The organism is Trinickia violacea (genome assembly GCF_005280735.1).
In the GTDB taxonomy this organism is placed as follows: Bacteria; Pseudomonadota; Gammaproteobacteria; order Burkholderiales; family Burkholderiaceae; genus Trinickia_A; species Trinickia_A violacea.
In genome coordinates, this window is the sequence record NZ_CP040077.1 from 3,925,091 (window position 1) to 3,937,708 (window position 12,618).

Consider the following 12,618-nt stretch of genomic DNA (forward strand, 5'->3'; position numbering starts at 1 on the left):
CCGGCGTTCACGCTACGTCGACTGCCTCCGGCATCGGGCCAGGCACCACTGAGGCCGTTTCGGCGAGGAAGATACCCGCGCGAAGTCTGATGAAAGGATGGGTCAACGGGCATCGGAACTTTTTACATCGACAGGCACGTCCCTCGCGAGCATCTGTTGAGAGGCGTCGCTTGCTTCCTCGACCTTCGTGATCGACGTCAGCATCCCGCGCCGTTCTACAGCCCGATGGGATGGCCATCGATTGATCCAGGGCTCATGATCCGCGTGTTGATCGTGGGCTATTGCTTCGGTGTCCGGTCCGGGCGCAGGTCATGCGAAGAGGTACATCTTAACGTTGCGTATCGATGGTTATGCCGCCTGCCTGGGTCTGGACGACGCGGCCTTAATTGCGTGGCATGTCTGGGACAGTGGACGAAGCAGTCGTCAACGCTCGTTGATAAGGATGCCTATTATCTACCCCGTGACCTGGCCATCTCCGCCAGCCTGACAACGCTCGCCATCGCATACACGACGGCATGCGACAGACTGAACGCCAGGCCACCCGAGACGAAACCGATTGCGTCAATGCGCCGCCGAAGCTGACCATCGCGCCGGCCATCTTCGTGACGCAATCCGCGCCGCGCAGACAAATCACACTCCCCGACGCCGGCACCACGCCCGTCGGCAATAGCGGGGGCACGTCCGGCGCGTGGGAGACCAGCGTCGCGAACGACGACCAGAGGATAATCGCGCCGGCCGCGCACAGCCACGAAAACATATTCATGCCGCTATCCTGCATGGGGAACCGGTTCTGATCTGGGTCGAGCGGCCGGATGAGTTCGCATACCGGCCAGTCGATTTTCTGCGATCGATAGACCGCTTCGGGTCGGTTACGGAAGTTCAGCCGGCGGACGGAGCGGCAGCCGCCACCTCGCTGATGAACTTCCGAGATCGGCCAAAAGCCGTCTCCAGTGGCTCGGGGGCGAATGGCCGTTCTCACTTCTGTTTCAGCCATTACCGAGGCTCATGAGTCTCGTGAGCCATCGTGGGCAAGCCTCTGAAAGGCAACGCGAGACTACGTGCCTACTTCTGTCAATACATGCACCGTGCCTCTCTCGCTCGCTTGGACAACGCGGGACGAGTCACGGGCGCGAAGTGCGCGCTATCAGACACTCTCGAGCGCACCGTTATCCGTAAGATCGCCACTGCACGGATTCGATCGTAGGAGGATCAACCCCACAAGGGACTACGCGAGGACGGTGACAACTTTGCGACTTCTAGGAATGCGGCGGCTGATGACAAGCCCGTTCTCACCACCGCTGCCCCTCAGGTGGTCGGCCTAAAGTTTGAGCGACAAACAGCCGTTATAACAGATGGTGCTGGGTTGTCGGCGTGATTAGCGAGGAGACCAAAGGATGAAGAGCCGTTTGTTGTCGTTGATGTTGGTAACGGCTGTGTGCATACCGGCCTTCGTGTCCACTTTCGCGCTCGCCCAGGGCGACGAACAATCTTCATCGTACGTCGAAGGCACTCGTGTGCCGAAGGGCTTTGCGCGCCCGCCTTTTCACGTCAACAAGGCACATCATGCCTCCGCCACATCCGTCGTTGGACTGACGCCCACGTCCATACGGCACGCGTACGGCTTCGACACTATCGCGAACCAGGGCGACGGCATGGTGATCGCGATCGTCGACGCGTACGACGACCCGAAGATCGAGTCGGATCTGGGTGTATTCAACTCGACCCTCTCGCTGCCCGCCTGTACCACCGCGAACGGCTGCTTCAAGAAGATCTACGCGAGCAGCGGCAGGCTTAAAGCCGATTCGGGCTGGTCGCTTGAAATATCGCTCGACGTCGAATGGGCGCATGCGATCGCGCCGAACGCGAAGATCATCCTGGTTGAGGCCGCATCGAACAGTTTCAGCGACTTGATGAAGGCCGTCGACGTTGCCGTCAAAAATGGTGCGTCCGTTGTCTCGATGAGCTTCGGCGGCGTTGAGTTCAGTTCGGAAGGGAGCTTCGACGGCCATTTCAGCGCGAGCTCAGGCGTCACCTTCGTCGCATCGTCGGGCGACAGCGGCAATGGTGCGGAATACCCGGCGGCGTCGCCGTACGTCGTGTCAGTTGGCGGCACAACACTATCCTCCGACGCGTATGGCAACTACGTCGGTGAAACCGCCTGGACTGGCAGTGGTGGCGGGGTGAGCGCCTATGAGCCGGAGCCGTCCGGGCAGGCAGCATGGCCCATTCCATACGCGGGCCACCGTGGCATTCCCGACGTGAGCTACGACGGCAATCCGAATTCGGGATTCGCGGTTTACGACTCGGTCACATATCAAGGTCAATCAGGCTGGTTCCAGGTCGGTGGCACCAGTGCCGGCGCACCGCAATGGGCAGCACTGTTCGCCATCGCCAATTCGATGCGTGCAGCGGCGGGCAAATCGCACCTCGACGGTACGTACAGCCGGCTCTATACGGCGGGACAATCGGCGTATGGCAGCGACTACCACGACGTGACGGCGGGCAACAACGGCACCTGCGGTGCAATCTGCAACGCTAGTGGCGGATACGACTATGTGACGGGCCTCGGCTCTCCACAAGCACTGAATTTAGTTCAGGGACTCGCTAACCAACCGTGATCCGTCTGCGCCGCGTCTATCAATCTGGTTCCCGCCACATTGAGGTGTCCCCCGAAACCTGGACGCGAACCTCTCGGGGGCTACGTGATGCTCCTGTGCGGCCGTTGTGAGAAGACGTGAGAGCAGCTTTGCCAGACTAGCGCGGCGAACGGTCACCGACGATGGGCCCAACTCGGACTGAAAGCGGACAGTGGTGAATCGTGCCTGAATGGCTCAGTTGGGTCGACTGCAGGCCGTCGTCGCAAAATCGACTTGTCGGGCAGCGGTCCGGTGCGCACGTCCAGGCCGTGGAACTGTTTCGCGCTTCGCGCGAAGAACTCTGGCAGGCGCGAGAGATTCTGCCGATCACTTAAAAAACACATATCGCGCGAAATACGGAAAGCGCGTCATCGCGTGCTCGGCTCGGCAGGAAGCAGTTAGTGGCATACCGCCAACGGTGTCGAGCCGTTGGACGAAGCGTACGCCGGAGAGCGTGCCATTGAGAACGTTCGCCGCGTTGCGACCGGTGTGGAGGACTCACCCGTTGAGTCGGGCCCTTCGACGGTGATCCGAACGATCCTGAACACATTGCCCGAACCGAGCGCAGACACGCCTTGGCAAGAGATCCTGAACTTCGGACAGGATTCAGCAGCACGGGCCGAAATTGCGCTGCTCGAAGCCGAGCAACGCGCTCCCGGACGGGAGGTGGCATATATCGCACATGCCAGGGAGCGGTTTTACTGAACCGGTAGGTGGCCCAAGCGCGTTCGAGGCCGTTGCTCGGATCGGCCCCGAGAGCGCGGACATCCGTCCGCTATTTCAGTAGGCTTGGCCGGACCAGCGTCAGGCCTCATCGTTGGCCTTCCAGGGACAAAAAATTCCTTCCTCTTTCACACATTCATCCCTGCAATGAGCGACTACAGTTTAGTGGTTGGGGACAATCCTGCACGTTGGACCCGCCATCACTTGATTGCTGTCCTCAGGTGTGAACGCCATGAAGAACTTCCTCAGCGCGCTACTGCTCGCCTCTGCGCCGTTCGTCGCGTGGGCCGAAACGCCATTCCTCTATTCACGTAGCGCAATCGTTTACGACGTCGGGCGCGGCGAAGTCCTGCTGGAAAAGAACGCCGACGACGTCCAGCCGATCGCGTCGCTCACCAAGCTGATGACGGCGATGGTCGTGCTGGACAGCGCCCAGTCGCTGGGAGACACCGTGACCGTCGACGATAACGACATCGATCGGCTCAAGCACTCGGGGTCCCGCATCCCGATCGGTGCGTCACTCCAACGGGGAGAGATGCTGCGCCTTGCGCTCATGTCGTCCGAGAACCGCGCGGCGTCCGCGCTATCGCGTGCGTTCCCGGGCGGCCAGCCAGCGTTCATCCAGAAGATGAACGAAAAGGCGCACGCGCTGCATATGGCCAATACGCACTTCGACGATCCAACCGGGCTCTCGCCGGACAATCTCTCGACGGCACGCGACGTCGTGATGATGGCGGAAGCCGCGGCGCACTATCCGTTGATCAGCGAATACACGACGCTTCCCCGCTATGAAGAGGAGATCGGCACGCGGACGAGGTTCTATCACAACACCGACCCGATAGTCCGCACAGCCGATTGGGACGTTCTGGTCGCAAAGACCGGCTATATCCGCGAGGCGGGACGCTGCATCGTGGTCGATGCGAACATGCCGAATGGCCAGGTGATGATTGCGCTGCTCGGCGCGCAAACATCATGGGGGCGCTCCACCGATCTCGTCACGATACGCCGATGGCTGAACGGCGACGAAACGCCGGTCGTCGAGCCGCCCTATTACGCAAGCGCTCGGCTGCATCATCACCATTTGATGCTCGCGCGTTCGCATCGCGTCAAGATGCGGTTCGCATCGTACCGGACAGGTTCGGCGTCCGGCGCGCACCGGCAGACCGTCAATCACCATGCCGGCAAGCGGGAACACCACACGCATGTTGCCGCCTGAGCGCATGATGTCGCCTCTGGGTGTGCCCGTCGAATGCGAGGCGGAGGTGGAGACCGACTGACCGTACTGAGCTAAATTGCACGGCACGCTTCCGCGCACATCCGGCACGCATCGCTGCATGTACCACAGTGCTCCGGTGCATGCCGTGCGCATTCGTCGGCGCACTCATCACAGATCCGTGCGCAAAGCGCGCAAAACTCGGGGGCCAAATGGCTTTGCCGAGCCAACGCCGCGGATGTGAAGCGGCATAGCGAAGCGCAGTCGGCGTTGAGGCGAATACACTTGGCCATGTTCGCGACACCCGGTTCGCTGAGGCAGGCGGATGCGCAGCGGTCGCAGGCGGCGGCACAAGCATCACAGGCTTCAATACATGGCTGATAGGTTTCGGTGTTCATTTACCAGGCTCCAGACTCGAAAAATAATGGGCTTTCACGCGCGTCTTGCCCTGCAGGTACTCGACACGGTTTCTTTTGTCTCGCCGAGTTTCCCCAGGTTGAATCAGCTGGAGCGCCCGTCGACTCGTTGCCCTATCGCCACATAGCAAAAACTCCTGGAGGTCAATGTGCCAGCTAGCGTTTGCGCGGGCAGTTTGCCGGGCGGCAGGCATTAATCGTCGTCCTCCTCATACTGACGATGTTTCCAGCCCTTGTGCCAGCCATTGTCGTGCCATTGCCGGCGGTCCCTGTACTCGCCCTCATATCCGTGGCCATAGGCATCGGGCGCTTGCGCGTACATGACGGGAGGCTCCTGATACACGACTGGGGGTCCCTCGTATACGACGACGGGAGCCGCTTCAAAGACGACGGTTGGCGGCGCTTCATACACGGGAACGGGTCGCGCAGGACGGAGGCGATCCTGCGTGGCGAAATCGCCCGCACGACCAGGCCGCCCCGTAGCAAACTGCGGTGCAGCGAAACCCCGGGACGGCACAACGCCGTGATCGAACGGAGCGGAAGGTGCGTGCCGGGCGATCTCAGCACGGGAAACCGCAGTTCCGCGAGAAGAAGCCGACGATGATGGCGCAACACGACCGGGCGAAGACATCTGTTGCTTTGGTGGCGTCGATCGGGTGATCCCGAACGCCTGCCGCACGCTAGCCATAAAGTGCGACGCCCAATTCCTGCGATTCTGGGGCGCGCCGTTGCCCGCTTTGCGAGGCTGCTTTGTAGCTGGCCGCGGGGTAGCAGAACCCCGGGAAGGTGCTGCGCGGCGTTCGAACGAAGTGGACGGCGTAGGCGGGGCGAGTGCGGTACGGGCGAGTGCGGTTGCGCGAGCAGAAGGTGCGGTTGAGGGCGTGACCGGCCCGGACGAAGACACTTGTTGCTTCGGCGATGCCGGTCCGGTTATCTCGAGCACTTGCTGTGTGCTCGCCTTCGATTCGACGGAGGTGCTCTGGTCATGATGGTTGGGCCAGACATCATACGTGACGGCACCCACGACCCCGAAGGCCAATGCGCTGGCCCACGCAACCCAAAGCTCGGGGCGTCCAAACCGCGTAGGCGATGCGGCCGGTACTGGATCAACTGCAAGATTGGCGCCCACGGCCAGGCTCCCTGCACCCCGATGCAGCAACCCCGGCTGTCCGGACACGGCGCCAGCCCTCGACTGCTTTCGCGTGATCTTTCGATAGACTTTGCTCACACTTGTGTGCAGCCCAGGGAACCTCCTGAAGAGAATGATGACCGAAACGATCACGCACATCAGCGTGTTGGCCAGATTCATCCAGAACATCCCATTTGGAATTCCCCGGCTCATTTCGAGGAGCATGAGTGCGAACGTGCCATTGCTGATAGCCCAGCTTCCCCAGCTGAGCAGACTGTGACTGCGCACGTCTGCATCCCTCGCGAGGAGTTTGCCAATGGTCGGAAGGTACGTCAGGATGCGCGCCCCATTCCAGAACAGGAACATCGCGCTAAGTACCTGGATGTAGAGTTCGTGAGACATCTCGACTTCCTTGCCAGGCATGGCGGGCGGGCCACGTGCACCTTCGCAGGCACCCACGGTATTTCGTGCGAAGCTCCTGTTCAATGAGGAGCTGCGTACGCTTGTCAGGCGAACCCGACCGGCCAAGCTGCTGCGAAAGCCGCATGCGCCTGGGCACGCCGGAGTCAAAAGTCCTTATGCCAGACCTCTGCAAACGGGCGGTACCGGACGGCGTCGCTTGAGCTTTGCGAACCGCAAGCAGACTCGCGGCGGGCACTACGATCATCCGCATCGTCTCGCGCCAACATTGAGGCCTGACTGAAAAGCATGCCAACACCGCGTCCGACCGCCCGTCCGATGGTCCGATTTGTCGGCCGCGTGGGTAGCAACGTTTTCATAGCTCACTGGCTCATGATAGAAAACTTATCGCAATATCGCTGCCCCCAGTCGTCTATCGCCTACGGCCGCGCTGAACAAGCCGGTAGCTCTATTCAAGAATATTTAAGTACGAAGCGTGGGTGCATTACGCAGGCGCATTCAAAGGGGACGGCCTTGTTTTTCCCCTCACGTCGAGCAATGCAGACGATGCATTGAGTCATCAGGAGGCTTCCGTTGTGCTGAACGTGCAACTCCCGGACGAGGCCGCGGTCTCCGGTAGGTACAACGATCAATGTGGGGGAGGTCTACGCTCATCTTGTGCGCGATGTTCGTGAGGGGCACCTTCAGCCCAATCGCGCTGCACGCTTGCCACTGCCTGGCGGTGACGAGGTCACCGCCAGGAAGCTGCACACGGAACCGCGCGCGACTGTCGGCTATTGCCTGTGCTCTTTTGCATTCGAGACGCTCGTCGGAGCTATGGTACCGAATAGTCCATTGGTCTCTTGGTTAGGACCTGCCGAGAAGTACAGCGTATCCGAGCTCGAGTTGCGGCCGCCACCTCGTGTCAGGGTCCACAAGCCGTCGATAGCCAGTGGATTGCCGTACGGATCCTCCAGCTGATCAACGAACGTGCCGTCATCGTTGAAGACATTGATTCGACCATTGCCGAAGTTGCCAATCAGGATCTTGCCGCTGAAGCGGCCGAACGCAAACGATGCCCGCGTCATTCCCCAAGGCGAGTTGAGCGCCCCTCGGCTGGCGAAGCGGCGCAGCAGGTGGCCGTCTGTATCGAATACATCGACGAATCCATGACCGTTGCCAGCAACGTCGTCGTGCTTCTGAGCGTTCTGCAGCGCATAGGTGACGAAAAGGTCACCATCGATGTTCGCGATACCAAACGGCGCGTAGCCAGCTGGGATGTGCGGATCGGTGAAGCCGCCGTCCGTCGTTGCGGGCGTGAACAAGCCGCTCGCACCGCCGCTCGGCCCGAATACATCGATCCGACCCGCGCGAAAGTTCGTTGCAAACAGGAATACTCCGTTCGCGTTCACACCGAAGACGAGACCCTTATATACGGCCCCGTTGGCGGCGGAGGGATTGGACGAGTTATCGACCGCGATCACGGCGTTGGTCGCCGGATTCAAGCCACCGGCCCAATCGGAAATCGTGCCGTCCTCGGTCGCGAAGATGAATACGGCCGGGATCGTGGTACCTGGCACGAGAAACGCCGGTGAGGGATTCCACACCATTCCGGTCGGCGCCGCAGGCGTGGGATTCGTGTTGGGAAAGACGGGATGACACGCGGTGGCCGGTATGACATTGCCTGGCAGCGGGATGGAAACCTGCAGCGGCACTTTTGTCCCCTCGCCGTCATACAGCGTGGCGCAGCCGGTGGCATTGTCGTTGATCCAGAATGGACTTGCTGCCGGACTGAAGGCAATACCCCAAGCGTTCTGTAGCACCGTGTCTTGCTTCGGGGCAGCGCCTGCCACGTTGGACACAAGTGGTGTGACGACGTAAGCATCATCGTCAGCGGCATGCCCGATTGCGAAACCGGCGGCGAGGACGATCACGGCCGCCGCTTTGAGAGCCCAAGAGACCTGAGACATGACTTCCCTCCTTAGTCTGACCGGCGAGAACTTGCTCCGCGAGTTGGCGCCAGAGGCTAAACGACCGCTGTCCTTCAAATATTCCCGCTGTACTTTAAAAAAGCTTCGAATTGCCACCCGTTCGAATGACGCGATAGGGTCGACGGCGAGCCGTTCGATTCGATTCATAGATCAGAACGTGCTTTAAGCAAGCTACTTTGACTGAGTCACGATAAATTCACGGCACTGTCATAGAACTCGAGCGGCGAATTTCCCGACGCCGCCGGGCCGTTCAATTCGCTCCCTGCCGTAACACTCCGGAGAAGCTGCCTGCTCGTGCCGTGCTTCAACAACGGCGTGACCACACGCATAAGCCTTCCCGAGCTTTGACACGTAGAGTCACTTGGACTATCTGTCCGTTCTGCTATACCCAGTTCATGAGCTGTGCGCGGCCCACGCGCCGCACGGCGAGTCGAGTGCACGTTGCAACGGGCGCGACACAGGGGCGACAAATCGGTGGGAACCGCTTCTTCGGGCTGAAGGCTGGCAGGAGGCTGACATGGCAAATTACCTGTTCGTAGAATCGCGCGATCCATATGGTGCCGGGGATACCCAGCACGTCGAGGAACTGCTCAGGGGCGTACGCCAGAGGGGCAACACGGTCACGCTGTTCCTGGTTCAGAACGGCGTGCTTTCCACTCGCCCGGGGGCAAAATTCAGCGAGCGATATGCGGATCTGACGCGCAGCGGCATCACCGTCCTTGCCGATGAATTCTCCCTGCGCGAACGGGCGATCGAACGGCTGTCGGAAGGTGTCCAGAAGGCGGACATCGGACAACTCGTGGATCTTCTCTTTGTGCCTGGGACCAAGGCCATTTGGCATTGAATCAAGGAGAACGTGATGGCTACCGGTATGAAATTGACCCTGGCACTGATGGATCCCCCGTATGAGAAGGCAGCGAGCACGACGGCGCTGCGCATTGTGGATGCGGCACTGCGACGGGGGCATGACGTGACGGTGTTCGCCTACGAAGGTGCAGTCAATCTGACCATGAAGGCGCAAGCCCCACATGCCAATCCAGTCAAGGGCACATCCGTGGAGGAGGAGGATCACCCGACCACCAGGGACTGGGTGGCAGCCTTGTTTCAACTCGCTGCCCAGCAGGGTGTCAAGCTCGATTGGATCAACTGCGGCCTGTGTGTGGACGAACGCGGCGCAGGCGACTGGATTGAGGGTCCCCGCCGCGGCAGCCCGAAAGATTTTCTCGACTCCGCGATCCAGAGCAACGCCGTGCTGGTAATCCCGACGAAATAGGAGCCGCGCCATGAAAATCCTGAGCATTGTTGAGACAGCGTACCGGGCTACGCTGGAAGAACAGGATGACACCATCCTGTGGCTGAACCATGTGCTGAAAAACGCCGGCGCGGACATCAGCCTGCTGCTGTGCGGAAGCGCCGTGAACTATGCAGCGCGCGGGCAGGATGCCACCGGCCTCGCCTTCGGCGCGCGCCGGCAGGTCCATCCGCCGGCGCTCGATAAGGATCTGGAAAAAATGATCGGCGTCGGCGTTGCCGTGTATGCGGTCACCGAGGACATGCGCGACTGTGGACTGGCACAGGAAGATGTCATCGGCGGCCTGACGCTGCTCGCGCGTGCCGAGATCCCCGCCCTGTTCGACCGCGTCGATCAGGTCTGGCACTGGTAACGGCTCAAGGCTGCACCGCATTCTGCTGACCGGAGGGAATGCTTGCGTTTCGTTCGCAACCGTTGCGGCATGCCGTCAGCGAGGTGCCCCCTCCGGAGGGGGCGAATCCACTGGAGGGGCTGGGCGGTCTGCGCGGTGGTGCATAGATTTTCGTCTAAGAAAAGCAGATAGTTATTAATGTAGCTATGTTGGCGTGGTACGAATTGCAATCTTCTTGATCCTCCCGCGCGCACGAATCGTTCGAGTCACGTGAAGGTAATTGGCGGACCGCAGCGCAGCGCTACCTCTCGCCACAGAAACAATGGGCGCTGTTTGTGTAGGCTAGAGAATGCCGAGCGAAGATTGCGACGGCGTGTACGCCTTAGCCCACCTCCCAACTTCCTGTGCCGCGTCAGGGACCGTAACGCCTGGTCGACACGACTCTATGCGGGGACGCCATGGAAGATGAAAAAGACGGACGAACCCCACAGCGAGCACCGAGGTACATGTGGGCGATGTTGCGAGCGCGGGTTAGCGAATGGTTCATTGCGGGCGTCCTCTTGGCAATCACCGGCTTCGCGCCGCAGGAATTCATCGCTCGACTCATCCGCTATATTGCAACGCCAGAGAGGGTGGAGCATTTGTCGCGCTTGGCGCTCGATGCCCGGCCGGTGATTGTCTTTGTCGGGATCGCAATCATTGTGGCTGATGCGCTGTATCGGAACCGGCACCGACCGGTAACCGCTGTCCCAGGAAGGCCGCCGCTCACTGAGGATGGAGCGGGGCGTTTGCAACCTAACGGCGGGGCGCTGGTGGAAAGCGAGCCGAGTGAGCCGGAAGCATTAGTGGTCCAAAATAATCCATCGCTTTCGGAGGGGCGAGTGATACTGGTCGTGCTTCCGTTCGAAAGTCTCGGTGGCGGCGACAAATATGATTACTTCAGTGAGGGCTTGACTGAGGATATGATCACCCAACTTGCCCGGCTTAGCCCGGAGCGCCTGGGTGTAATCGCCCGGACTTCGGCGATGCGCTACAAATCCACGACCAAGAACATTCATCAGATCGGCCAAGACCTCGGGGTTTCCCACGTCCTCGAGGGAAGCGTCCGGCGTGCCGGAGATCGGTTACGGGTTGCGGCGCAGCTCATCCGGGTAAGTGACGAAACGCACCTTTGGGCCGAGACCTACGAGGGGAACCGACATGACATCCTGGCACTCCAGATCGAGGTGGCCAAGGCAATTGCCCGCGAAATCGAGATCAAGCTCACGCCGCGCGAGCAAGGGCGTTTAGACCGTACTCCTGCCATTGATGCGCGGGCGCACGAAGCGTATCTCAAGGGGCGTCACTTCTGGTCCACGCGCACCGAAGAAGGAATGCGAAAGAGCATTGAGTATTTTCAGCTCGCTATTGGACACCAGCCGAACTTTGCGGCCGCTTATGATGGAGTGGCCGATGCTTACACGATGCTAGCGTGTCGCGGCGTGAGCCCTGCGCGCGAAACGTTTCATAAAGCGAAAATGGCAGCCAGGAAAGCGCTGCAGATTGAACCTGATTTGGGCGAGGCTTATGCGTCACTGGCCCATGTGCGTTTGCACGATTGGGATTGGGTCGATCTGGAACAGGATTTCCTGCGCGCCATTGAACTGAATCCAGGACACGCGATCGCCTATTATTGGTACGCGGAATATCTCATGATGGCAGGCAGAGCCGAAGAAGCCATTGCCAGGGTCAGGCAGTCCCAACAGATGGATCCGTTGAATTCAGTGCTGAATTCATCTGTTGCCATCATCTTGTACCTTGCTCGGCGATACGACCAGGCGCGGGAAGAACTCCGTAAAGCCCTGGAAATCGATCCAAACCACTTTCTGCTTCACTTCAGGCTGGGATTGGTTTACCAGCAACAGAAGTTGTTCGATGACGCAATCGAGGAGATGCAGAAGGCTGTAACGCTTTCCGGAAGGAGCACAGAGGCGCTGACGGGGCTGGCCCAGACCTACGCTGCCGCCGACATGAGAGCGGCCATGCAGCAGATCGTGGATGCGCTGGAGACGGAATCTGAAAAGCATTACGTCCACCCCTACAACATGGCGAAAGTGTTTGGTTCGTTCGGGGACAAAGAGCAGACCTTCGGCTGGCTGGAAAAAGCCTACGATGAGCACAGTCCTGACTTCATTGAGCTCAGGACAGAACCTACCTTCGACAGCGCTCGCTTCGATCCCAGATTCTCTGAACTGCTATCCCGCGTCGGGTTCAACCAGATCTGAAGGACGACGCTCTGTGATGGGCGCCAGGGCAAGTGGTTGCGCATTACTCCGGCTGCAGTCGCTGAACTCGATCGCCCGTCGCCGTGAACAGGATGCTGCTCGAGTTGCGCGGACCAGGCCCCCGGGGGCTCGCGCGCGCCCAGGGATTGAATGGCTCATATTTGCTCTACAGCCGCCGATCGAAAATACAGTTTGACCGGCTCC

General features: G+C 60.1%; 11 protein-coding genes and 2 pseudogenes. 9 read left to right on the top strand and 4 right to left on the bottom strand.

The genetic code is table 11. The features are described from left to right. Positions 1 to 111 precede the first annotated feature (111 nt). From FAZ95_RS17910 to FAZ95_RS17920, 3 genes and pseudogenes are all read left to right on the top strand, one after another. A pseudogene (locus tag FAZ95_RS17910) lies at positions 112 to 360 on the top strand (transposase); the annotation flags it as partial. Positions 361 to 515: 155 nt separating this feature from the next. Continuing rightward, a complete protein-coding gene (locus FAZ95_RS17915; protein WP_137333673.1) occupies positions 516 to 794 on the top strand; it encodes a hypothetical protein in 279 nt (92 codons plus the stop codon). 600 nt (positions 795 to 1,394) lie between these two features. Next, positions 1,395 to 2,618, top strand: a complete 1,224-nt coding sequence (locus FAZ95_RS17920; protein ID WP_137333674.1) for a S53 family peptidase — start codon at positions 1,395 to 1,397, stop codon at positions 2,616 to 2,618. A gap of 345 nt (positions 2,619 to 2,963) precedes the next feature. Here FAZ95_RS17920 and FAZ95_RS40705 read toward each other — a convergent pair. Continuing rightward, positions 2,964 to 3,113, bottom strand: a pseudogene (locus FAZ95_RS40705) (DUF3455 domain-containing protein); the annotation flags it as partial. Between FAZ95_RS40705 and FAZ95_RS17930 the strand changes: the two are divergent. Beyond that, positions 3,066 to 3,341 (top strand): hypothetical protein, encoded by a 276-nt coding sequence (locus tag FAZ95_RS17930; RefSeq protein WP_137333675.1) that lies wholly within the window; start codon positions 3,066 to 3,068, stop codon positions 3,339 to 3,341. The pseudogene FAZ95_RS40705 and the gene FAZ95_RS17930 sit on opposite strands and share 48 nt — an antisense overlap. 250 nt (positions 3,342 to 3,591) lie before the next feature. Then, positions 3,592 to 4,575 carry a D-alanyl-D-alanine carboxypeptidase family protein gene (locus FAZ95_RS17935; RefSeq protein WP_137333676.1) on the top strand — a complete coding sequence of 328 codons (984 nt, stop codon included), beginning with the start codon at positions 3,592 to 3,594 and terminating at the stop codon, positions 4,573 to 4,575. Between the two features lie 71 nt (positions 4,576 to 4,646). Here FAZ95_RS17935 and FAZ95_RS17940 read toward each other — a convergent pair whose 3' ends face one another. The 3 genes from FAZ95_RS17940 to FAZ95_RS17950 all read right to left on the bottom strand — a co-directional run bounded on the left by FAZ95_RS17940 (position 4,647) and on the right by FAZ95_RS17950 (position 8,486). After that, positions 4,647 to 4,970: a four-helix bundle copper-binding protein gene (locus FAZ95_RS17940; RefSeq protein WP_137333677.1), complete on the bottom strand. Its 324-nt coding sequence runs from the start codon at positions 4,968 to 4,970 to the stop codon at positions 4,647 to 4,649. Between the two features lie 211 nt (positions 4,971 to 5,181). Then, positions 5,182 to 6,519, bottom strand: a complete 1,338-nt coding sequence (locus FAZ95_RS17945) for a hypothetical protein (protein ID WP_137333678.1) — start codon at positions 6,517 to 6,519, stop codon at positions 5,182 to 5,184. Positions 6,520 to 7,310: 791 nt separating this feature from the next. After that, on the bottom strand, positions 7,311 to 8,486 hold the full coding sequence (locus FAZ95_RS17950; RefSeq protein ID WP_137334617.1) for a TIGR03118 family protein: 1,176 nt from the start codon (positions 8,484 to 8,486) through the stop codon (positions 7,311 to 7,313). Positions 8,487 to 9,024: 538 nt separating this feature from the next. Here FAZ95_RS17950 and FAZ95_RS17955 point away from each other — a divergent pair. The 4 genes from FAZ95_RS17955 to FAZ95_RS40095 all read left to right on the top strand — a co-directional run bounded on the left by FAZ95_RS17955 (position 9,025) and on the right by FAZ95_RS40095 (position 12,414). After that, on the top strand, positions 9,025 to 9,351 hold the full coding sequence (locus tag FAZ95_RS17955; protein WP_137333679.1) for a sulfur reduction protein DsrE: 327 nt from the start codon (positions 9,025 to 9,027) through the stop codon (positions 9,349 to 9,351). 15 nt (positions 9,352 to 9,366) lie between these two features. After that, a complete protein-coding gene (locus tag FAZ95_RS17960) occupies positions 9,367 to 9,780 on the top strand; it encodes a DsrE/DsrF/TusD sulfur relay family protein (protein WP_137333680.1) in 414 nt (137 codons plus the stop codon). Positions 9,781 to 9,790: 10 nt separating this feature from the next. Continuing rightward, entirely contained in the window at positions 9,791 to 10,171 is a 381-nt protein-coding gene (locus tag FAZ95_RS17965; RefSeq protein ID WP_137333681.1) for a hypothetical protein, read from the top strand. 437 nt (positions 10,172 to 10,608) lie between these two features. Beyond that, entirely contained in the window at positions 10,609 to 12,414 is a 1,806-nt protein-coding gene (locus FAZ95_RS40095) for a tetratricopeptide repeat protein (protein ID WP_254699742.1), read from the top strand. Positions 12,415 to 12,618 lie beyond the last annotated feature (204 nt).

Bases quoted from the DNA above. Each gene is read 5' to 3' on its own strand.
- FAZ95_RS17915 (WP_137333673.1), top strand. From the start codon at position 516: ATGCGACAGACTGAACGCCAGGCCACCCGAGACGAAACCGATTGCGTC.
- FAZ95_RS17920 (WP_137333674.1), top strand. From the start codon at position 1,395: ATGAAGAGCCGTTTGTTGTCGTTGATGTTGGTAACGGCTGTGTGCATA.
- FAZ95_RS17935 (WP_137333676.1), top strand. From the start codon at position 3,592: ATGAAGAACTTCCTCAGCGCGCTACTGCTCGCCTCTGCGCCGTTCGTC.
- FAZ95_RS17940 (WP_137333677.1), bottom strand. From the start codon at position 4,970: ATGAACACCGAAACCTATCAGCCATGTATTGAAGCCTGTGATGCTTGT.
- FAZ95_RS17945 (WP_137333678.1), bottom strand. From the start codon at position 6,519: ATGTCTCACGAACTCTACATCCAGGTACTTAGCGCGATGTTCCTGTTC.
- FAZ95_RS17950 (WP_137334617.1), bottom strand. From the start codon at position 8,486: ATGTCTCAGGTCTCTTGGGCTCTCAAAGCGGCGGCCGTGATCGTCCTC.
- FAZ95_RS17955 (WP_137333679.1), top strand. From the start codon at position 9,025: ATGGCAAATTACCTGTTCGTAGAATCGCGCGATCCATATGGTGCCGGG.
- FAZ95_RS17960 (WP_137333680.1), top strand. From the start codon at position 9,367: ATGGCTACCGGTATGAAATTGACCCTGGCACTGATGGATCCCCCGTAT.
- FAZ95_RS17965 (WP_137333681.1), top strand. From the start codon at position 9,791: ATGAAAATCCTGAGCATTGTTGAGACAGCGTACCGGGCTACGCTGGAA.
- FAZ95_RS40095 (WP_254699742.1), top strand. From the start codon at position 10,609: ATGGAAGATGAAAAAGACGGACGAACCCCACAGCGAGCACCGAGGTAC.